We start from the raw sequence: 19622 nt of genomic DNA on the forward strand, positions 1-19622 counted from the left end.
GATGCCGGTGATCAGGCTCTTCTCCCCGGCGCCCAGCCCCGGGGCGGCCGTGCTCGGCGAGCTGGCCGACTCGGTGACGGCGCTGCTCGGGCTGGAGCGCGGTCACTGCTGGGTGTGGTGGCAGCGCCTGGAGCCGGACACCTTCCACCGGCCCGAATGGCACGCGGCTGCCGCGGCACCGGCCCCGGTCGGGTTCGTCGTGTGCAAGGAGAGCTACAGCCGGTCGCAGGTGCACCGGCTGCTGCGGCTGCTCCAGGAGCGGCTGGGCGTCCTGCTCGGCGTGCCGCGCGAGGAGATCTATCTGACCGTCCAGCGGGCCACCGAAGGGGAGTTGCTCGTCCGGGGCCGGGTGTGGTCCCTGGAGCAGGACGCCGCGGGACCGGCCCTGGACGGCGACGACGGAAGGACTGGCATGACCGGTGAACCGATCACTGACCTGGTGCCCATCGCACATGTGCACAACGAGCGGCGCGAACTCGTCGACGACCACTGGGGGGAGGTGACGTCCGTCATCCGGCTGGACGCCGAGCGATTCACCGCGGACGCGCTGCTCTGCCTCGACTCGTTCTCGCACCTGGAGGTCGTCTTCCACTTCCACCGGGTCCCGCCGACCAAGGTGCAGGAGGGCGCGCGTCATCCGCGCAACAACCCGCAGTGGCCGCAGGCCGGCATCTTCGCGCAGCGCGGCAAGAACCGCCCCAACCGCATCGGGGTCTCCCGCTGCCGGCTGGTCAAGACGGACGGTCTCGATCTGCACGTCGTCGGGCTCGACGCCGTCGACGGCACCCCGGTGCTCGACATCAAGCCGTATCTGCGGCAGTTCGGACCGCGCGAGGAGGTCGTCCAGCCGGAGTGGGTGGACGAGCTGATGCGCGACTACTACTGACCACCGACCGAGTGAGGAAGCCATGGCACAGACAGCGGAGCGGGAGCGGCGCGGGCGGCTGCGCGGCGCGGCGACGGTCCTGCTCGTCGCGGTCTTCGTCGACGCCCTCGGCAGCGGGCTCTACATGGCCGTGTCGGTCGTCTTCTTCACCCGGTATCTGCACCTCGGAAGCGGGCAGGTGGGAGTCGGGCTCTCCGTCGCGGGCGCGGTGTCCCTCCTGTCCCTGGTGCCGATCGGGATGCTGGCGGACCGGTCCGGCCCGCGACGCATGCTGATCGCCGCGCATCTGGCCCGGGCGGCGCTGCTCACCTGCTATCCGTTCGCCTCCGCCTTCCCGGCGTTCCTGTGCGTGATGGCGCTGCTCGCGGTCGCCGACCGCGCGGCCTCGCCGCTGGTGCAGGGCCTGTTCGGTACGGCGGTCGGCAAGGAACAGCGGGTCAGGGCCATGGGGCGGGCACGGTCCCTGCAGAACCTGGGGCTCGCCCTCGGCGGCCTGGTCGCGGGGGCGGCGCTGGTGCCGGACAGCGACGGTGTGTACGTGGGCATCGTGTATGCCGACTCGGCCTCGTTCGTGGTCGCGGCGGCCCTGGTCGCCCGGCTGCGGACGACGACGGCGGCCGCGCTCGACGGTGGGCGGCCGCTGCCGTGGAAGCGGCGGTTCAGTGTGTTCCGGGACCGCCGCTTCGCTCTCCTGACCGGGCTCAACTCGGTGGTCAGCCTGCACGTCACCGTGCTGACCGCGGGTGTCCCGCTGTGGGTGCTCGCCCATGACCGCCTTCCGCGGGCGGTGATCGCCTGGACGCTGGTCCTGAACACCGTCGTGGTGGTGCTCTTCCAGGTGCGTGCCACCCGGGGCATCGAGAGCGCCGGGGACGGCGGGCGCGCGTTGCGGCGCGGCGGACTGCTGCTCGCGGTGGGCTGCGGCGGGCTCGCCGTGACCGGGGCGGCGCCGGCCCCGGTCGCCGTCGCGCTGCTGCTCGGCGCGGTCGCCTTCCAGGCGTTCGCCGAGATGCAGCAGCAGGCGGGAGCCTGGGCGATCTCGTACGACCTGGCGCCCGAGGACAGCCGCCAGGTGTACCTGGCCTTCTTCGGCCTGGGGAACGCGGCCCGCAACACCTATGGGCCGCTGGTCGTGACCTTCCTGGTGGTGCGGCAGGGGGCGGTGGGCTGGCTGCTGCTCGGGGCCCTCGTGCTCGCCGCCGGGGCCTGGTCCGCCCGTGCCGGCCTGTCGGCCGGCCCACCGCCCGTCGCCGGGTCCGCAGGTCGGGCCGCCGCTCCGGCGGCGGCGCCGTCGGCCGACCCGGCCTTCCCGCCGTCCGCGGACCCGGTCCCGGCAGTTTCCGCAGCCCCGGTCGCAGCGCCGCACACGGACCCGGTCCCGGCGCCGTCCGCAGACCCGGCCGCCGCGCCGCACGCGCCGTCATCCGTGCCCCACGTCCAAGGAGGAATCCGTGGCCATCGCTCCTGAGCAGTCCGTCATCGTCGTGGGAGCCGGGCCCACCGGGCTCGCCCTGGCGTGCGAGCTGGCCGCGGCCGGTGTGTCCTGCACCGTCCTCGAACGCCGTCTCGCGCCGTCCACGCAGTCCCGGGCCATGGGCCTGTACAGCAGGACCATGGAGGTGCTCGACCTGCGCGGCCACGCCGACGCCCTGGTGGCCCTCGGCCGGCCGGTGGGCCGGATGGTGCCGGCGCGCGGTGCCCGTGTCGACTTCGCCGAGCTGGACACCCGATTCCCCTGCCTCAACGTCATCCCGCAGAGCCGCACCGAGGAGGTGCTCCAGCAGCGGGCCCTCGACCTCGGCGTCACCATCGAGCGCGACGCGGAGGTGTACGGCCTGACGCAGGACGGCTCCGGCGTCACGCTCCAGGTGCGCACCGCCGACGGGGAGTGGGAGGAGAGCGCCGACTTCGTCGTCGGCTGCGACGGCGCCCACAGTGCCGTACGCGAACTGGCCGGCATCGCCTTCCGCGGCCGTACGTACGACATCGCGCCGATCCTCGCCGACGTGCGGCTGCGCAAGCCGCCGCCGGACGACGTGCTCGTCGTCTCCGGCGGTGGCGGGGTGATGGTCTCGGTGCCGTACGGCGACGGGCTGTACCGGATCGCCGTGGCACGCCGCGACCGGCCCTGGACGCGGGAACCGGTGACTCTGGAGGAACTCGGCGAGGTCCTCACGCGGGCGCTGGGGTTCGATCCCGGACCGTACGAGCCGGAGTGGCTGGCCCGGTTCAAGATCCACCAGCGGATCGCCGACCAGTACCGGACCGGGCGGGTGCTGCTCGCCGGGGACGCGGCGCACCTGCACTCTCCGCTGGGCGGACAGGGGCTGAACCTCGGTATCCAGGACGCGGTGAACCTGGGCTGGAAGCTCGCCGCAGAGGTGCAGGGCTGGGCGCCCGCCGGGCTGTTGGACTCCTACGAGACGGAGCGCCGGCCGCAGGCCGAGCGGATTCTCGCGGCCACCGACCGGGCCACCCGGCTGGCCACGGCCTCGTCCCCGCTGGTGACCTCGCTGCGCCGTGCGGCGATGGCCAGGGCCCTTTCCCACCGGCGGATCCGGAAGGCCGCCGGCGAGGCGATCTCCGGGCTGCGGACCGGGTACGCGCGGCGCGGGGCGTCCGGCGCCCGGCTGTCCGTGCGGGCGGGGCAGCGGGTGCCCGACCTCACCGTGCCGCGCGCCGGAGGTGCTCCGGTGCGGCTGTACTCGTTGATGCGCGACGGGCGGTTCCTGCTGCTCGACCTCGGCGAGGACGGGCGGTGCGCCGCGGTGACCGAGGCGTGGGGTTCCCGGGTCAGCCCGGTGCGTGTCGGTGCCCCGCTGCCCGAACTTCCCGGTGTGGGCGCCCTGTTGGTGCGCCCGGACGGCTACGCCGCCTGGGTGGACGGGACGGGCGACGCCGACGGGCGCGAGAGGCGGATGCGGTCGGCTCTGCACGAGTGGTGCGGTGAGGAGGGACCCGCGCCGCAGCCGGCGGTCAGCGAGGCAGGCCGGGCGGGCGCCGCCGCACCCGGTGCGGCGGCGGCCGCCGAGCAGGCACCCTCGCCCGTCGAGCAGGCCTGAGGGCGGATCGCCCGGTCCCGCCGGACGGTGGGGCCGGGCCCGGGTGTGGGAGGAAGGCCGTGGTGACAGTTCGTTCCCAGCGGACCCGCGAGGCGATCCTGTACGCCGCTCGCGTGCACTTCGCGGCCGACGGGTACCAGCGGGCGACCATACGGGCCATCGCCGCGACGGCGGCCATAGACCCCTCGATGGTCATGCGGTACTTCGGAAGCAAGGAGCGGCTGTTCGAGGCCGCCCTCGACGTCGATCTGGGGCTGCCCGACCTGACGGGCACACCGGTGGAACGGCTGCCGCACGCCCTCGTCGCGCATTTCCTGGCGCCGTGGGAGCAGGACACGGCCGAGGGGTCGCTGCGCCTGCTGCTGCGTTCGGCGGCCACCAACGAGCGGGCCGCGGAGCGGCTGCGCAGCGTGCTGCACGAGCAGTTCACCAGCAGTCTGACCGGTGTGCTGGGCGTGGAGCGGGCGGCGGCCGGCAGCGGACTGGTCGCCGCACAGTTGCTGGGGGTGGCCTTCGCGCGGTACCTGCTGCGGCTCCAGCCGATCGCCGAGTTGTCCGTGCAGGCCCTGGCCGATCTGGTCGCCCCGTCGATGAGGGCCGCGCTGGCCGGTCTGTGAGACACAGGGGAAGGGGCCCGATGCCGTCGGCATCGGGCCCCTTCCCCTGTGTCAGCTGCGCCAGCTCTGCGGCGCACGGTAGGGCGCCGGGCGGTCCCAGAGGGGGACGACCGGCGCGGGCGCCGCGGGCGGCGCCTCGTCGGCGGCGGGGGTGGCCCGGGCCAGGAGGACCGCGGTCAGGGCGGCGAGTTCCTCGGCGGGGAGCGCGCCTCCCCTGACCACGCGGACGAGGGGCGCTGCTGTTTCGGTGGCTGTGGTCATGACGCTCCTTCGGGTGCGCGGTCACTGAGGGGGGTTGCCGTGTTTGCGGGACGCCAGGTCGGCGTGCTTGGTGCGCAGCATGCGGAGCGACTCGGCGAGGACGCGGCGGGTCTCGACGGGGTCGACGACGTCGTCGAGCAGTCCGCGCTCCGCGGCGTAGTACGGGTGCATCAGCTCGGCCTTGTACTCCTTGACGAGCTGGCGGCGGGTGGCCTCGGGGTCGTCGGCGGCCTGGATGCGGCGGCGGAAGATGACATTGGCGGCACCCTCCGCGCCCATCACCGCGATCTCGTTGGAGGGCCAGGCGAACGAGAGGTCGGCGCCCACGGAACGGGAGTCCATGACGATGTACGCGCCGCCGTAGGCCTTGCGCAGGATCAGGGATATCCGGGGCACGGTGGCGTTGCAGTACGCGTAGAGGAGTTTGGCGCCGCGCCGGATGATGCCGTTGTGCTCCTGGTCGACGCCGGGCAGGAAGCCGGGGACGTCGACCAGGGTGACCAGCGGGATGTTGAACGCGTCGCACATCTGGACGAAGCGGGCCGCCTTCTCGCTGGCGTCGATGTCGAGGACACCCGCCAGGACCAGGGGCTGGTTGGCGACGATCCCGACGACCTGGCCGCCGATGCGGGCGAGGGCGACGATCACGTTGGCCGCCCAGCGTTCGTGGATCTCCAGGTACTCGCCGTCGTCGACGATCTCCTCGACGACCCGTCGCATGTCGTAGGGCCGGTGTCCGCCGGCGGGGACGAGGTCGAGGAGCGGGTCGCAGGGCCGGTCCACCGGGTCCTCGGGGTGGACGGCGGGCGCGGTCTCGCGGTTGTTCTGCGGGAGCAGGGAGAGGAGGTAGCGGACCTCCTCCAGGCAGGTCTCCTCGTCGTCGTACGCGAAGTGCGCGACGCCCGACACCTCGGCGTGCACGTCGGCGCCGCCGAGCCCGCCCAGGGTCACCTTCTCGCCGGTGACCGCCTGGACGACGTCGGGGCCGGTGATGAACATCTGCGAGGTCTCGCGGACCATGAACACGAAGTCGGTGAGCGCCGGAGAGTAGGCGGCGCCGCCCGCACAGGGGCCGAGCATCACGCTGATCTGCGGGATCACCCCGGAGGCACGGGCGTTGCGGCGGAAGATCCCGCCGTAGCCGGACAGCGCGGTCACGCCCTCCTGGATCCGGGCGCCCGCACCGTCGTTGAGCGAGACGAGCGGGGCCCCGGCGGCGAGGGCGCGGTCCATGATGCGGTGGATCTTCTCGGCGTGGGCCTCGCCCAGGGCGCCGCCGAAGATGCGGAAGTCGTGGGCGTAGACGAACACGGTCCGTCCGTGGACGGTGCCCCAGCCGGTGACGACACCGTCGGTGTGCGGCCGGCGGTCCTCCAGGCCGAATCCCGTGGCGCGGTGCCGGCGCAGCGGCTCCACCTCGGTGAACGTGCCCTCGTCCAGGAGGAGTTCGATGCGTTCGCGGGCCGTGAGCTTGCCCTTGGCGTGCTGGGATGCGGTCGCCTTCTCGTCCGGGCCGCGGCGGACCTGCTCGCGCAGTCCGCGCAGCTGCGCCACGCGTGCCCTGATGTCGGGGGCGGCCGGGTCGTCGGCGGTCACGGCGCGAGGGGGCCGACACGGCCGCCGACGGTGAGGAGGTGGGGGACGGCGGGGTCGGCGTCGGGCGCGGGCGCGCCCGCTCGGGGCTCCATCGACCAGTTCAGCAGGGCGATGCCGAGGCTCATCCCGCCGCCGAACGCTGCGAGCACGACGAGGTCTCCCGGTGCGGCGGCTCCGCTGCGGTTCATCTCGGCGAGGGTGATCGGAACGGAGGCCGCGCCGGTGTTGGCGTAGCGCTCCAGGGTGAGGTGGAGGGCGGCGCGGTGCAGGCCGAGGTCGGGCCAGAGTTCGGCGAGCATGATGCCGTTGGCCTGGTGCGGGACGAAGTGCTGTACGGCGTCGGCCGGGACGCCCGCCCGGCGCAGCAGCCGGCCGGTCTCGTGCGGCAGGGTGCGGGTGACGAAGTCGCGCACGCCCCGGCCGTCCATGCGGAAGTAGTGGTCTCCGTCGGTCACGGTCTGCGGGGAGGGCGGGCGGCGGCTGCCGCCCGCGGTGACCTCGATCAGCCGGTGCGCGTCGCCGCGGGAGACCAGCGATATCTCGCGCAGGCCGAGTCCGGGGGCGACGGGCCCGAGTACGGTCGCGCCGGCGCCGTCCCCGAAGAGGGCGGCGGTGCGGCGGTCCCCGTAGTCGAGGATGCGGGAGTAGATGTCGGCGCCGATGACGAGGCCGTGGCGCGGCTCGCCGTCGGGAGCGTCGCCGAGCAGTTTCTCCACGGTCTTGAGCGCGTAGACGAAGCCGCTGCACACCGCGTTGACGTCGAAGGCGGCGGCCCGGCGGGCTCCGATGCGGTGCTGCACGAGGGCGGCCGTGGCGGGCTGCGGATGATCGGGGGTGGAGGTGGCGACGACCACGTAGGCCAGCTGATCAGCCGTCAGGCCCGCACTCTCCAGGGCGCGTTGCGCCGCCGCGACGGCGAGGTCCGAGGTGGCCTCGTGCGGGGCGGCGCGGCGGCGCTCGCGGATTCCGGTCTTGCGGACGATCCACTCGTCGGTCACGCCGGCGCCGTGCCCGATCTCCGCGTTGCTGATGATGGCCTCGGGCAGGTAGGAGCCCACTCCGATGATGCCGATGGACTGCACGATTCCTCCTCGGGCAGCGGCGAGCCACTCCTTAACTCACCAGGCGTTGAAATCATCGCAGAGCCGCTTGACAAATTCAACACCGAAAGAGTTCACTGACGCATGAATTAATCGGCGCGCACCGCCCGCCCCGCCGACCGAGACGCCCCACACCAACGGGAGTTGCCGCGATGACCGCCACCGACACAGCGACCACGTCCGAGGCCCGCGCCGAGGCGACCCAGGCCCTGATCTCCGCGGGCCGCACCCTCTTCACCCGGCTCGGATACCGGCAGACCGCCTTCGCGGAACTGGCCGCCACGGCCGGCCTCGACGAGGACCGCGCGCGCGAACTCCTGCCCGACAAGGCCGCGGTCTTCGGCGCCCTGGTCGAACGGACCGTCAAGGTGGCCGGAATTCTTCGCCCCTCGGTGACCGAAGGCGTCGACGAGGACCTGCCCGTCCGCCTCGCCCGCACCTATCTGTCGCTGTGGGAGCCCGGCGAGGAGGACTCCCCGATGGTCGAGCTCTACCGGGTCGCACTCTCCGACCAGGAAGCTTCCCTGATACTGCGCGACCGGGTCAGCAGGGCCCTGAACAGCCAGGTCGACCACGAGCTGCCCGGCGCCGGGGCCGAGCTGCGCACCGCGCTCTTCGGGGCGCAGCTCGGCGGAGTAGCCTTCGTGCGACACCTCATGAGGGTGGACTCCGTCGCCGCGGCGGACCTGGAGACGGTCGTCGAGACGATCGCACCGGGACTGCGGCAGACTCTGCTCGGGAGCGACACCACGCGATGACCACACCCCGGCCGCGTCGGTGAACACCACCCGGACCGGAGTCGTCGCGCACGCCAACGCCCGGACATGACCATGTACTTGCCGAGCGCTTCCTGTGGATGGAATCCCGGGGGACCGCCTGATAGGATACTTTTCACTACTCAGTGAATTATTCGCTCACGGACCCCCCGAAGTGCAGTGATCCCATGACATCCAGGCGCACAGACGGTTCGCCCACCCCCGCCCGCAAGCCCGGCTCGCCTCGGCGGGCCGCCTCTCCCGCAGCGAAGAAGCCGCGCCCGGTGCGTGCGCGCAGCGGGCGCCGGCCCGGTGACAGCGGCACGAGAGAACAGATCCTGGAGTCGGCGCTCCAGCTCTTCGCCGACCGCGGCTACGCCAGGACCACCATCCGCGCCATCGCGGAGGACGCCCAGGTGGACCCGGCGCTGGTGCACCACTTCTTCGACAACAAGGAAGGCGTGTTCGACGCCGCGGTGAACTCGCCGCTCAGCGTCTCCTCCGTCTTCGACGAGATGCCCCCCTCCGTGGAGGAGACGGGCACCTCGGAGGCCTCCTGGCTCGCCCGCGCGTACCTGACCTTCTGGGAGAACGAGGAGACCCGGCACGGCATGACCGCCATCTACCGGGCCGGCCTCGCCGACAGCGCCACCTCGGAGACGCTGCGCGCCCGTGTCGAGGCGAGCACCAAGAGCTGGGCTGCGAGTTCGGGCTACAAGGACCGGCCGGACGCGGAGACCCGCGCCGCCCTGGCCTCGGGCCACCTCGTCGGCCTGGCCCTCATGCGGTACGTGCTCAAGATCCACCCGCTGGCCTCGATGGACTTCGAGGAGTTCCTCGCCTGGGTCGTACCGGCCCTGGAACAGCGTCTGTCCAGCGAGCTGGAGCCGCGCACGGCTCCGGCGCAGGACTGACGCGCGCGGCACGGAGCCGGGCTTCGGGCCCGGCTGTCACGTCGTACGCCCTTGCGGGCCGGGGTCGGCGGCAGGCCCTGCGGGATCGCCGGTCGCCACCGGGCCGGAAGGGCGTACGGGACGGCGCGCCCGGGGGCGGTGGTCGTGCGGTACGGCGGTACGGGGGCCGCGCGTCACGCACGGGCCCGCCCCCGCGTGGGCGACGCCGGTACCGGTGCCTGCCGCGGGTGCGGATTCGGGCACGGGCACCGGTGCGGGTACGAACGGACGGCCGACACGGTCGCGCGCGCCGTGGGGGTGCGACCGATACGGTCACGGATCCGTGCGGGTGCGGCCGACGCGGTCACGGATGCGCGCGGGTGGGGCGGCCGCGGTCACCGGCCCGTGCGGGTGCGGCCGACGCGGTCGAGGGACCGGGGTGTACGGCCGGTGCGGTCGCCGGGCCGCGCGCACCGGATCGGCGCGGTCGCGGGAGCGGAGGGCGAGAGTCGGGGCGAAGGCCGGTGCGGTGTGCGCTGCGCCTCGACGGCCCGACGCACACGGCGATGTGACCGTGTGTCAGGCGGGTGCCCATTGCGCGAGGCGCGCCGGCCGGGGTCACTGCCAGGGTCGCCAGACGGCCCGGGCCGCGAACAGGGAGACACCTGGGCCGGCCGCGAGGACGAGCCCGTGATCGCCCTCGGCGGGCGACTTGACGAAGGTCCGTTCCAGGACGTCGAGGACCGAGACCGAGCCCACGTTGCCCAGTTCGCGCAGCGAGTCGCGGGCCAGGTCCACCATCGCGGGGTCGCAGCCGAGGCCACCGACGATCGCGTCCAGGATGCGGGGGCCACCGGTGTGCGAGACCACGAAACGCGGCACGGGGTCCGTGCCGGGCGGCGCGACGCGCTCCAGCCATTCGAGGATGCGCGGCATCGTGCCCTCGATCACGTTCCGCAGCTTCGGGGAGTTGTAGGCATGCAGCCCGTCGCCCTCCGTACGGCTGCCGACCAGGTCGCGGCTGTCGGGGTGGAGGTACTCCCAGGAGTGGGTGAGCTCCATGCGGGGGCCCTGGGCCTCGGGACGCACGACGCAAGCGCCGGCCGCGTCGCCGAACAACCCCTTGAGGATCATGCCGTCGAGGCCGGTGTCCCCGCGGTGCAGATAGTGGCTGAACACGTCGGCGCAGACCACCAGGACCGTGGCGCCGGGGTGGGCCGCCACCATGTCCATGGCCCGGACCAGCGCGAACACCCCACCGCCGCAGCCGACCTGGGTGACGGGTATGCGCCGCACCGACGGGGGCAGGTCGAGTCGTTCCATCAGGAGGACGTCGAGCCCCGGCATGGTGTGGCCGGTGGCGCTGAGAACGACCAGGCCGTCGATGTCGGCGGCGGTCAGGCCCGCCTCGACAAGGGCTCCGCGCGCCGCCTTCTCCGCCAGGTCCAGGCTGTCCTCCAGATGCCTGCACGTACGCTCCGCGAGCGGCAGGGTGTCGTCGAACTGCTCCTCGAGCGGCCGGGTGTACCAGCGCGCACGGACCGTGGTGGACCGGATGACCCGCCGGGCGACGGCGAGACCGGGATGACCCTCGTACAGCTCCGTGATGCGGTCGAGCAGTTCGTCGGTGGTCACTTGATGGCGCGGCAGCGTGACGACGGGCGCGGTGACGACGGACATGGGACCTCCAAGAGCTCTCGGACAGGTGCGAACTGGGAACGAGCCCGCTCAGGACGGGGCGGCGACGGCCCGGATCATCCGAGCGTGGTGCCGGCCACCGGTGCGTTCGACAGCTCTCGCCATGGAAGTCTGCGCACGCGAAACACCCCCCAGGTGTCGACCGTGCTCCCCCCGTTGGGAGCGCCGTACAGCGCGGATGGAATACGTCGAGCTCGATGGCGCATGACGTTCAAGAACATTGGTTCGCGGCACTCCCCGCGAGCGCGCAGAGGACGGTGGGGGCGTCCGGGCACAGCCCGGAGCACGTCCGTCGGCGCTTCCCGAGGCCCCGTGCGGTGGGCCCGGCGGGTGAAGCCAACGTGACCGTACGCCAGCCGAGTTGATGCCAGCAAGCCCCTATTTCAACAAGCGTGGAATCCACAGGAAGACCGTCCCACCTTCAACTTTCCCCCTCTTCCACCCCCTCGGAGCACATGACTTCAGGCCAGATATCAACAACCATTGAAATCATTACGCGTTGAGTTTACTCTCGGTTCCGTGCCCACCGTCCCCGCCCACAACGAGGAAGGGCTGACCGCCATGCACGCACCGGCGCACCACCGCGCGGACATCGACCCCTGGGTGGAGCGCGCGGCCTGCCGTGACACCGACCCCGAGACCTTCTTCCCACCCGCCGGCGGCACGGACGAGGACCGGGAGAGCCTCGCCAAACAATGGTGCGCCGCCTGCCCCGTGGCCCGGCAGTGCCTGGACGAGGCGCTCCGCAACGGCGAGAGCACCGGCATCTGGGGCGGACTCAACGTCCGCGAACGCCGCGAACTGCTCCGCGTCGCCGCCACCCTCGGCACGATCAGCTCCGAACTGGCGGCGTTCCTCGCGAACGGCGGCCGGCGCATCGAGACGCACCCACGACAGCGACCGGCGTACGTGTGGTTCCTGCGGCGCCGCGGCTGGAGTCCCCGGCGGATCGCCGGCGCGCTGGGACTGACCTTCGGCCAGGTCCAACAGGCCTGGCGCACGGCCGAGTCGGCGTCCGTGTACGTTCGGTTTCCCGAGGAGCGCGCCGCGGGCCCCGCTGCCCACAGGCCGCGTACACGCAGGACCGGGGCTCTCGCCACCGGCCATGGCGGGGCGTCATGACCGCCCTCGCCCTCGACGGACCCCGCCACCTGGCCGGACCGGTCACCACCGACGACGGCGCCGAGATCGCCGTCTACGCGCACGGCGATCCCCACGCGCCCGTCACCGTCCTGCTGTGCCACGGCTGGACGACGTCCGCCCGGGACTGGCGGCCGCACATCGACGCACTGACCCGGCCCCGCCAGGGTTTCCCGGCGGTACGCGCGATCAGCTACGACCAGCGCGGCCACGGCCGTTCGACGCGCGGCGGCGCCGTGCTCGACATGGCGCTCCTCGGCCGGGACCTCGGCCGTGTGATCGAGGAGACCGTCCGGGACGACTCCGGCGTCGTGGTCCTCGGCCACTCCATGGGCGGCATGGCCATCCAGCAGCTGGCCGCCCGGCAACCCGCCCTGTTCGGGGCGCGGGTGACCGCGGTGGGCCTGGTCTCCACCTGCCTGAACGAGGTGGCCGAGGGCCTCACCGTCCCGGCCGACCGGCCCGGGGCGGCCGTGCGCCGGCTCACCCGGGCCCGGCAGCGGCTCGCGGACGGGCTGATGCGTTCACCGCGCTCGGCCAGGACCGTGCACCGGCTGCTCACCGGGCCGCTGTCGCACCCCAGTTCCGCGCCCCTGTGGCGGGCGGCGCTGGGAGCCGGGCCGCACACCGAGACGGTCCGCGAGGGAGCCCGCGCCTTCCGGGACATCCCCGCGATGGCCATCGCCGAGTTCTACGCCGCCCTGACCACCCACGACTGCGCGGGCCGCCTCGGCGCGCTGGCCCGGGTGCCCGTGCGCATCCTGGTCGGCGCCCTGGACTGTGTCACCCCGCCCGCCCAGGCGCGACGGCTCGCCGCGGACATACCGGGAGCGGTGCTGCAGACCGTGCCGGGGCAGGGGCACGACCTGCCGTACGAACGGCCCGTGCTCGTCGTGGAGACCGTGCACGCACTGCTGCGCGAGATGTCCCGGAGCCGGCCGGCAGAGCTCGCCCTGTCCGCCGCGGGCGCCCGGTGAACCGCCCTCCGCGCTCCGGCCCGACAGGTGAACCCGCCCTGCGCACCGATGTTCTGACGGCTCGTCGCATCGTCGTCAAAGTGGGCTCCTCCTCGCTCACCACCGCCTCCGGAGGCCTCGACTCCGACCGGGTCGACGCCCTGGTGGACGTCCTCTCGCGGTCGCGGACGACCGACACCGAGGTCGTCCTCGTGTCCTCGGGCGCGATCGCCGCGGGACTCGCCCCGCTCGGCCTCACCGAGCGGCCCCGGGACCTGGCCAGGCAGCAGGCGGCGGCCTGTGTCGGCCAGGGCCTGCTGGTCGCCCGCTACACCGCCTCCTTCGCCCGCCACGGGCTGCGCGTCGGCCAGGTCCTGCTGACCGCCGACGACATCAGCCGCCGCGCGCACTACCGCAACGCGTACCGCGCGCTGGCCCAGGTGCTCGCCATGGGTGCCGTTCCGGTCGTCAACGAGAACGACACCGTGGCCACCGCGGAGATCAGGTTCGGCGACAACGACCGGCTGGCCGCGCTCGTCGCCCATCTCGTCCGCGCCGACCTGCTGGTCCTGCTCTCCGACGTCGACGGCCTGTACGACGGCGACCCCCGCAGGCCCGGGTCACGGCGCCTGCGGGAGATCCGCGGCGGCCAGGACCTCGTGGGCGTGGAGATCGGCAGCGCGGGCAGCTCGGGCGTCGGCACCGGAGGCATGGTGACCAAGGTGGAGGCGGCCCGCATCGCCACCGACGCGGGGATCCCCGTCGTCCTCACCGCCGCGCGGCACGCCGCGGACGCACTCGCCGGACGCGAGACCGGCACGTTCTTCCACCGCACCGGGGAGCGGTCCGCCGACCATCTGCTCTGGCTGGAGCACGCGAGCAGCCCGCGCGGCACGGTGCGGCTCACCCCGCCCGCGGCCCGGGCCGTCCTCCAGCGCCGCGGGCCACTGCTCGCCGACGGCGTGACGCACGCCGACGGGGACTTCGTGGCCGGCGACCCGGTCGAGCTGCTGGACGAGAACGGGCGGGTGGTGGCCCGCGGGCTGGCCGGCCTGGACGCCCGCGAACTGCCCCGGCTCCAGGGCCGTTCCACGCGTGAGGTCGTCCATCAGGACGACCTGGTGCCGCTGGTACGGCCCGCGCCGTCCGGCGACGGGGCACCTGCGCCCGCGCCGGCCCGCGTGCGTGTCCGTATCCGGACTGCGGCGGAGTACGCCCGCGCGGGCACCGCGCCGGACCGCCCCGGCGACTGAGCAGCCCGTCACGCGCACACGTGTCGTCGTCCGCACGGCAGCCGAGCAGGTACCGCGCGAGGAACACACTCGACCGCATCGGCCGCCGAGCCGCCCCGCACACGTGTGCCTGCCCCGGCGCCACCCCGTCGTGCACGGTGCGCGGCACACGCGCGCCCCGGCCGTGCGTCCGGCGGCCGGTGCGGGAGTGTCCTCTCGACGCTCCCGCGCGGGGCGGAGTCCCGAGTCCAAGTCATCGGCCGCACACCTCCGTTGAAGGTCCGAGCGCCGGTGCACGGCGGAGAGGGCGGTGGTCGCCCCTCTCGGGGTGACCACCGCCCTCCCCGGCCGGACACACAGGTGTCGCGCCCGCCTCCCGGTCCGGAGGCGGGCGCGGGCGCGACACCCCGCGCGGGGCCTAGTCGATGCCGCGCACGATGTGGAACTCGGCCGGGTCGTCGTCGACCCCGGCGAGCACCAGCCTCGGCCGTGGCGCCGGCAGCACGTGCCGTTCCCGGCGCGGCTGCTCCTCGTAGAGCAGCCGGCCCGCGGGTTCCGTCGCGGTGATGATGCGTACGTACATGACCGGACCTCCCGATCTAGGGCAGCGGGGCGGCGGCTCCGCCCCGGATGTGCCCGTCGCCCACGAGGACGTACTTGGTGGTGGTCAGCGCGGTCAGCCCCATCGGGCCGCGCGCGTGCAACTTCTGTGTGGAGATGCCGAGTTCGGTACCGAGCCCGATCTCGCCGCCGTCGGCGAAGCGCGTGGAGGCGTTGACCGCGACGACCGCCGTGTCCAGGGCCGCGACGAAGCGGCGCGCGGCGCTGTGCGAGTCCGTGACGATCGCCTCGGTGTGTCCGCTGCCGTGGCGCCGGATGTGGCGGACGGCCGCGTCGAGGGAACCGACGACGGCGGCGGCGAGGTCCAGGGAGAGGTATTCGCGCCCCCAGTCCTCCTCGGTGGCGGCCACCACCGACGGGTGGAGGGACCGTACTCGTTCGTCGCCGTGCACGGTCACTCCGTGGTCCGCGAGTGCGGACAGCGCCCGGGGCAGGAAGGCCGGTGCGACCTTCTCGTGGACGAGCAGCGACTCGGCGGCGTTGCAGACGGAGGGCCGCTGCGTCTTGGCGTCGAGCAGGATCGCCAGGGCCTTGTCGAGGTCGGCGTGTTCGTCCACGTACACATGGCAGTTGCCCACGCCCGTCTCGATGACCGGAACCGCGGAGTCGCGCACGGTGGCCTGGATGAGGTCGTGGCCGCCGCGCGGCACGAGGACGTCCACCAGGCCGCGCAGCGACATGAGTTCGCGGACGCTGTCGTGGGTCGTGCCGGGCACGAGCTGGACGGCGTCGGCGGGCACGGCGGTGTCGGCGAGGGCTTCCCGCATGGCGTGCACCAGGGCCGCGTTGGTGTGCCGGGCCGTGGAAGAGCCGCGCAGGAGGGCCGCGTTGCCGCTCTTGAGGCAGAGCAGCGCGGCGTCGACGGTCACGTTCGGGCGCCCCTCGTAGATCATGCCGACGACTCCGAGGGGGACCCGTACGCGCCGTACCTCCAGGCCGTTGGGCATGACGGAGCCGCTCGCGGTCCCGCCGACGGGGTCGGGCTCGGCCGCCAGTGCGTCCGCCGTCCGCGCGAGGCCGGCGAGCTGCCGTTCGGTGATCGTGAGGCGGTCCAGCACGGTCGCGGACCGCCCTGCGTCGCCGGCCTCCCGCACGTCCTGCCGGTTCGCGGCGAGGATCCACGGGGCCCGCGAGGTCAGCCCGCGGGCGACGGCGGTGAGCGCGGCGTTCCGCTCCGCTCCCGTGGTGGTGGCCAGCCGGGTGGCGGCGGCGCGGGCGGCCACGGCCGCCCCACGGACGGTGGCCGCACCCGGGCTTGTCGTGCCCGGGGGCGTCGTGTCCTGCGTCGTCGTGCCCTGCGTCCGCGTACCCGGGGGCGTCGTGTCCTGCCCCGTCGCGCCCAGGGCCGTCGTGCTCGGCGTCGCGTCCCCGGTCGCCGGGTCCGGATCCGTCGTAGCGGTGACTCCCCCGGTGCCGACGGCGGTCACCGTTCCGCTCCGTCCTGTGCCGCGGTGTCGGCGGTGGCCGCGGGTTCGCCGGGCGCGGGGCCACCGAGGGCCCAGGCCACGTCTGCGCAGCCGGTCAGTTCGGCCAGCATGGCCCATCCGAGCGCGTCGGCGACGCTGCGGTCGGAGTCCTGGCTCGTCATGTGTTTCCTCCTCGGGGCGGGGCGTCAGCCATAGACCCGGAATCCGGCGCCGGACTTGCGACCCGCGCGGCCGGCGGCCACCAGGTGCCCCAGCAGGGGTGCGGGAAGGGTCCGGGGGTGCCGGTCGGCGTCGTGCAGGACCCGCTGGATGCTCAGCGAGATGTCCAGGCCGATGATGTCGAGCAGTTCGAAGGGGCCGAGCGGATAGCCGCAACCCCGCTTCATCACCTCGTCTATCTCGTCGGCGGTCGCGTAGTGACTCTCCGTCAGCCGCACCGCGCCGTTGAGATAGGGGAACAGCAGCGCGTTGACGATGAAGCCGGGCCGGTCCATGCACTGGACCGGATGCTTGCCGAGCCGGCCGCACAACTCCCGTGCCGCGTCGACGTGTCGGGGCGCCGTCTCCAGCGACGGGATCACCTCGACGAGGCGCATGAGGGGTGCGGGGTTGAAGAAGTGCAGCCCGATCACGTCCTCGGGGCGTCCGGAGGCCAGACCGCACTCGATCACGGGAAGGCTGGAGGTGGTGGTGGCGAGCAGGGCGCCCGGCCGGCAGAGCCGGCCCAGTTCGGCGAAGAGCTGCTTCTTGACCTCCAGGTCCTCGGCGACGGCCTCGACGACGAGGTCGCAGTCGGCCAGCCGGGTCCGGTCGCCGACGGGCGTCAGCCGCTCCAGGGCGGCCTGCCTCTCGGCCTCGGTCAGCTTTCCGCGGCGCACGGCCCGTGCCGTCGAGGCGGCGATGGCCTCCAGGGCGGTCCTGGCACGTGCGTCGGTGCGGCCGACGAGCACGGTGGCGATCCCGCTCTTGGCGAAGACCTCGGCGATGCCGGTGGCCATGGTGCCGGTGCCGACGACGCCGACGGTGCGCAGGACGTGGCCCGCGGGCGGGCCGACGGGTGCGGGCGGTGCGGCGGCGTCCACGGCGTCGGCGGGTTGCCGGTAGTCGTAGAATCCACGTCCGGACTTGCGGCCGAGCAGACCCGCCAGTGCCATGTGCCGCAGTCTGCGGGCGGGCTGCAGCGACGGCTCGGCCGAGCGGGCGGACAGGACGTCCAGGACGTCGCAGGCGGTGTCCGTGCCGATGAGGTCGAGGAGTTCGAGCGGTCCGAGGGGCAGTCCGCAGCCGTGGCGCATCGCCGCGTCGATGTCGTCGCGGCCGGCGAGCCGCTGGTCGTACATCGTGACGGCCTGGTTGAGGAAGCCGAACAGGAGCGCGGTGGAGATGAAGCCGGGCCGGTCGCCCACGGTGACCCGGCCCAGGCCGATGCCGTCGACGAGGTCGTGGACCCGGGTGAGGGCGCTGTCGTCGGTCATCACCGTGCGGCCGATCTCGGCGAGGCCGGCGGTCGGCAGGGCGAGGTGGAGGCCGACGAGCCGTCCGGGACGTCCGGAGGCCGCCGCGAGGTCGGTGAGCGAGAGGGCCGCGGCGGTGCTGGCCAGCACGGTCCCGGGCGGGCAGACCCGGTCGAGGGCGCGCAGCACCTCGGCCTTGGTGTCGCGGCGCTCGGGCACCGCCTCCAGCACCGTGGCGGCGGGTGCGAGTTCGTCCCAGCGGTCGACGAGACGGATGCGTCCGCGTGCCTCGGGGGTCGCGTCGAGGAGCCGCGACAGCCGCTCCTTCGTGCGCGCACCGGGGTCGAGGACGAGGACGGGGTGGCCGGCCGCGGCGGCCCGGGCGGCGATCGCGCCGCCGATGGTGCCGAGGCCGACGACGCCGAGGGTGTCGTGCCGGGCGCTCATGCCGCGACCTCAGTCAGTACGGGCGCCGTGGTACCGGGCCGAGGGGTGCGGAAGCGGTTGATGGCACTCTCGTGGAGTGCGCGGAATTCGGGGGCCGTGACGCCGAGTCCCTCGGCGGGGGCGAGGCAGCGCACTCCGACCTTGCCCTGGTGCTCGTTGCGGTGGATGGACTGGACGGCCCGGGCCACCTCGTCGAGCGCGTACGTCCGGGACAGCGTGGGATGGATCCTGCCCTTGGTGACGAGCCGGTTGGCCTCCCAGGCCTCGCGGTAGTTGGCACAGTGCGAGCCGATGATCCGCTTGAGGCTCATCCACAGGTAGCGGTTGTCGTACTCGTGGGTGTAGCCGGCGGTGGACGCGCAGGTGACGATGGTGCCGCCCTTGCGGGTGACGTAGACCGAGGCGCCGAAAGTCTCGCGGCCGGGGTGCTCGAAGACGATGTCGACGTCCTCGCCGCCGGTCAGTTCGCGGATGCGCCGGCCGAAGCGCTTCCACTCCTTCGGGTCCTGGGTGTGCGGGTCCCGCCAGAAGCGGTAGTCCTCCTCCTTGCGGTCGATGATCAGTTCGGCGCCCATGTCCCGGGCGAGGGCGGCCTTTTCTGGGGAGGAGACCACGCAGATGGGGTGGGCGCCGCCGGCCAGGGCGAGCTGGGTGGCGTACGAACCGAGGCCGCCGACAGCGCCCCAGACGAGGACGTTGTCGCCCTGCTTCATGCCGGCGCCGTTCGGGGTGACGAGCTGTCGGTAGGCGGTGGAGTTGACGAGGCCGGGCGAGGCCGCCTCCTCCCAGGTGAGGTGTTCGGCCTTCGGGAGCAGCTGGGTGGCCTTGACGAGGGCGAGTTCGGCGAGTCCTCCGTAGTTGGTCTCGAAGCCCCAGATCCGCTGCTCGGGGTCGAGCATGGGGTCGCCGTGGCCCTCGGCGTCCTCCAGTTCGACGGACACGCAGTGCGCGACGACGCGGTCCCCGGTGCTCCAACGCCGAACTCCGGGTCCGCACTTGAGGACCACACCGGCGAGGTCGGAGCCGATGACGTGGTACGGCTGGTCGTGCCGGGCGGCGAGACCGCCGAGGCGCGCGTAGCGCTCCAGGAAGGCGAAGGTGGGGACCGGCGAGAACAGGGCGCTCCAGACGGTGTTGTAGTTCACGGCGCTGGCCATGACGGCCACCAGCACCTCACCCGGGCCCGGGGCGGGGGTCGGCACGTCCTGGATGTGGATGGAGTCGGCGGGGCGCCGGTCGCGCAGTTCCACTCCCTCGAACATGCCGGCCTCCTCCTTGTGGAGGACGGCCGCCCGGAAGGACTCGGGGACTCCCAGGGCCGCCAGATCGGCCGGCGCCGAGTCCGGGGACTCGATCACCTCCACCAGTTCGCGCATGGTCAGGCACCACCTTCCGCGGTTCACACTCGACAAGAACTCAACAACTAGTGAACTCAACAAGTAGGGAGTTTTGCACGAAGCGGAGACCCGGGCAAGCC

17 protein-coding genes and 1 pseudogene are annotated in these 19622 nt (G+C 73.3%); 9 read left to right on the top strand and 9 right to left on the bottom strand.

Features of this window, described 5'->3' with window-relative positions:
* Position 1: 1 nt before the first annotated feature.
* From ABEB03_RS17755 to ABEB03_RS17770, 4 genes are all read left to right on the top strand, one after another.
* Positions 2-886, top strand: a complete 885-nt coding sequence (locus tag ABEB03_RS17755) for an SAM-dependent methyltransferase (protein ID WP_345649408.1) — start codon at positions 2-4, stop codon at positions 884-886.
* 22 nt (positions 887-908) lie between these two features.
* Positions 909-2354 (top strand): MFS transporter, encoded by a 1446-nt coding sequence (locus ABEB03_RS17760; RefSeq protein WP_345649410.1) that lies wholly within the window; start codon positions 909-911, stop codon positions 2352-2354.
* Positions 2338-3948, top strand: coding sequence for an FAD-dependent oxidoreductase (locus ABEB03_RS17765; protein ID WP_345649413.1), 1611 nt, complete (start codon positions 2338-2340; stop codon positions 3946-3948). The genes ABEB03_RS17760 and ABEB03_RS17765 overlap by 17 nt, the downstream gene beginning before the upstream one ends.
* Positions 3949-4010: 62 nt before the next feature.
* Complete coding sequence (locus ABEB03_RS17770; RefSeq protein ID WP_345649415.1) at positions 4011-4565, top strand: TetR/AcrR family transcriptional regulator; 555 nt, start codon at positions 4011-4013, stop codon at positions 4563-4565.
* A gap of 51 nt (positions 4566-4616) precedes the next feature.
* Here the strand turns inward: ABEB03_RS17770 and ABEB03_RS17775 are convergent, their stop codons facing one another.
* The 3 genes from ABEB03_RS17775 to ABEB03_RS17785 are packed head-to-tail and all read right to left on the bottom strand — an operon-like array spanning position 4617 to position 7504.
* On the bottom strand, positions 4617-4826 hold the full coding sequence (locus tag ABEB03_RS17775; protein ID WP_345649418.1) for an acyl-CoA carboxylase epsilon subunit: 210 nt from the start codon (positions 4824-4826) through the stop codon (positions 4617-4619).
* Positions 4827-4847: 21 nt separating this feature from the next.
* On the bottom strand, positions 4848-6422 hold the full coding sequence (locus ABEB03_RS17780; RefSeq protein ID WP_345649421.1) for an acyl-CoA carboxylase subunit beta: 1575 nt from the start codon (positions 6420-6422) through the stop codon (positions 4848-4850).
* Complete coding sequence (locus ABEB03_RS17785) at positions 6419-7504, bottom strand: 3-oxoacyl-ACP synthase III family protein (protein WP_345649424.1); 1086 nt, start codon at positions 7502-7504, stop codon at positions 6419-6421. The genes ABEB03_RS17780 and ABEB03_RS17785 overlap by 4 nt, the downstream gene beginning before the upstream one ends.
* 170 nt (positions 7505-7674) lie before the next feature.
* On the opposite strand from ABEB03_RS17785, the gene ABEB03_RS17790 reads away from it, so the two are divergent.
* Together ABEB03_RS17790 and ABEB03_RS17795 are read left to right on the top strand one after the other, a co-directional pair.
* The gene (locus ABEB03_RS17790) at positions 7675-8280 is read left to right on the top strand and encodes a TetR/AcrR family transcriptional regulator (protein WP_345649427.1); all 606 of its coding nucleotides are present in this window, start codon (positions 7675-7677) and stop codon (positions 8278-8280) included.
* Between the two features lie 281 nt (positions 8281-8561).
* Complete coding sequence (locus ABEB03_RS17795; protein WP_028801927.1) at positions 8562-9191, top strand: TetR/AcrR family transcriptional regulator; 630 nt, start codon at positions 8562-8564, stop codon at positions 9189-9191.
* Positions 9192-9788: 597 nt separating this feature from the next.
* On the opposite strand, the gene ABEB03_RS17800 is transcribed toward ABEB03_RS17795, so the two are convergent.
* Entirely contained in the window at positions 9789-10850 is a 1062-nt protein-coding gene (locus ABEB03_RS17800) for a type III polyketide synthase (protein WP_345649431.1), read from the bottom strand.
* Between the two features lie 579 nt (positions 10851-11429).
* Between ABEB03_RS17800 and ABEB03_RS17805 the strand changes: the two are divergent.
* The 3 genes and pseudogenes from ABEB03_RS17805 to proB form a co-directional block, all read left to right on the top strand.
* Positions 11430-11684 (top strand): annotated as a pseudogene (locus ABEB03_RS17805) (WhiB family transcriptional regulator); the annotation flags it as partial.
* Positions 11685-11986: 302 nt separating this feature from the next.
* On the top strand, positions 11987-12985 hold the full coding sequence (locus ABEB03_RS17810) for an alpha/beta fold hydrolase (RefSeq protein WP_345649433.1): 999 nt from the start codon (positions 11987-11989) through the stop codon (positions 12983-12985).
* Positions 12986-13023: 38 nt separating this feature from the next.
* Positions 13024-14217, top strand: coding sequence for a glutamate 5-kinase (proB, locus tag ABEB03_RS17815; RefSeq protein ID WP_345649565.1), 1194 nt, complete (start codon positions 13024-13026; stop codon positions 14215-14217).
* A gap of 397 nt (positions 14218-14614) precedes the next feature.
* On the opposite strand, the gene ABEB03_RS17820 is transcribed toward proB, so the two are convergent.
* From ABEB03_RS17820 to ccrA, 5 genes are all read right to left on the bottom strand, one after another.
* On the bottom strand, positions 14615-14779 hold the full coding sequence (locus ABEB03_RS17820) for a hypothetical protein (protein WP_158690555.1): 165 nt from the start codon (positions 14777-14779) through the stop codon (positions 14615-14617).
* Between the two features lie 16 nt (positions 14780-14795).
* Positions 14796-16160, bottom strand: coding sequence for a glutamate-5-semialdehyde dehydrogenase (locus ABEB03_RS17825; protein WP_425589260.1), 1365 nt, complete (start codon positions 16158-16160; stop codon positions 14796-14798).
* Between the two features lie 80 nt (positions 16161-16240).
* The gene (locus tag ABEB03_RS17830) at positions 16241-16405 is read right to left on the bottom strand and encodes a hypothetical protein (RefSeq protein ID WP_345649442.1); all 165 of its coding nucleotides are present in this window, start codon (positions 16403-16405) and stop codon (positions 16241-16243) included.
* A gap of 24 nt (positions 16406-16429) precedes the next feature.
* Entirely contained in the window at positions 16430-18145 is a 1716-nt protein-coding gene (locus ABEB03_RS17835; RefSeq protein WP_345649445.1) for a 3-hydroxyacyl-CoA dehydrogenase family protein, read from the bottom strand.
* Complete coding sequence (ccrA, locus tag ABEB03_RS17840; protein ID WP_345649448.1) at positions 18142-19521, bottom strand: crotonyl-CoA carboxylase/reductase; 1380 nt, start codon at positions 19519-19521, stop codon at positions 18142-18144. The genes ABEB03_RS17835 and ccrA overlap by 4 nt, the downstream gene beginning before the upstream one ends.
* Between the last annotated feature and the right edge of the window lie 101 nt (positions 19522-19622).

The organism is Streptomyces siamensis (assembly GCF_039543605.1).
Lineage (GTDB): Bacteria > Actinomycetota > Actinomycetes > Streptomycetales > Streptomycetaceae > Streptomyces > Streptomyces siamensis.

Coding starts and splice junctions, on each gene's coding strand:
- ABEB03_RS17755 (WP_345649408.1), top strand. CDS start 2: ATGCCGGTGATCAGGCTCTTCTCCCCGGCGCCCAGCCCCGGGGCGGCC.
- ABEB03_RS17760 (WP_345649410.1), top strand. CDS start 909: ATGGCACAGACAGCGGAGCGGGAGCGGCGCGGGCGGCTGCGCGGCGCG.
- ABEB03_RS17775 (WP_345649418.1), bottom strand. CDS start 4,826: ATGACCACAGCCACCGAAACAGCAGCGCCCCTCGTCCGCGTGGTCAGG.
- ABEB03_RS17790 (WP_345649427.1), top strand. CDS start 7,675: ATGACCGCCACCGACACAGCGACCACGTCCGAGGCCCGCGCCGAGGCG.
- ABEB03_RS17800 (WP_345649431.1), bottom strand. CDS start 10,850: ATGTCCGTCGTCACCGCGCCCGTCGTCACGCTGCCGCGCCATCAAGTG.
- ABEB03_RS17810 (WP_345649433.1), top strand. CDS start 11,987: ATGACCGCCCTCGCCCTCGACGGACCCCGCCACCTGGCCGGACCGGTC.
- ABEB03_RS17820 (WP_158690555.1), bottom strand. CDS start 14,779: ATGTACGTACGCATCATCACCGCGACGGAACCCGCGGGCCGGCTGCTC.
- ABEB03_RS17830 (WP_345649442.1), bottom strand. CDS start 16,405: ATGACGAGCCAGGACTCCGACCGCAGCGTCGCCGACGCGCTCGGATGG.
- ABEB03_RS17835 (WP_345649445.1), bottom strand. CDS start 18,145: ATGAGCGCCCGGCACGACACCCTCGGCGTCGTCGGCCTCGGCACCATC.
- ccrA (WP_345649448.1), bottom strand. CDS start 19,521: ATGCGCGAACTGGTGGAGGTGATCGAGTCCCCGGACTCGGCGCCGGCC.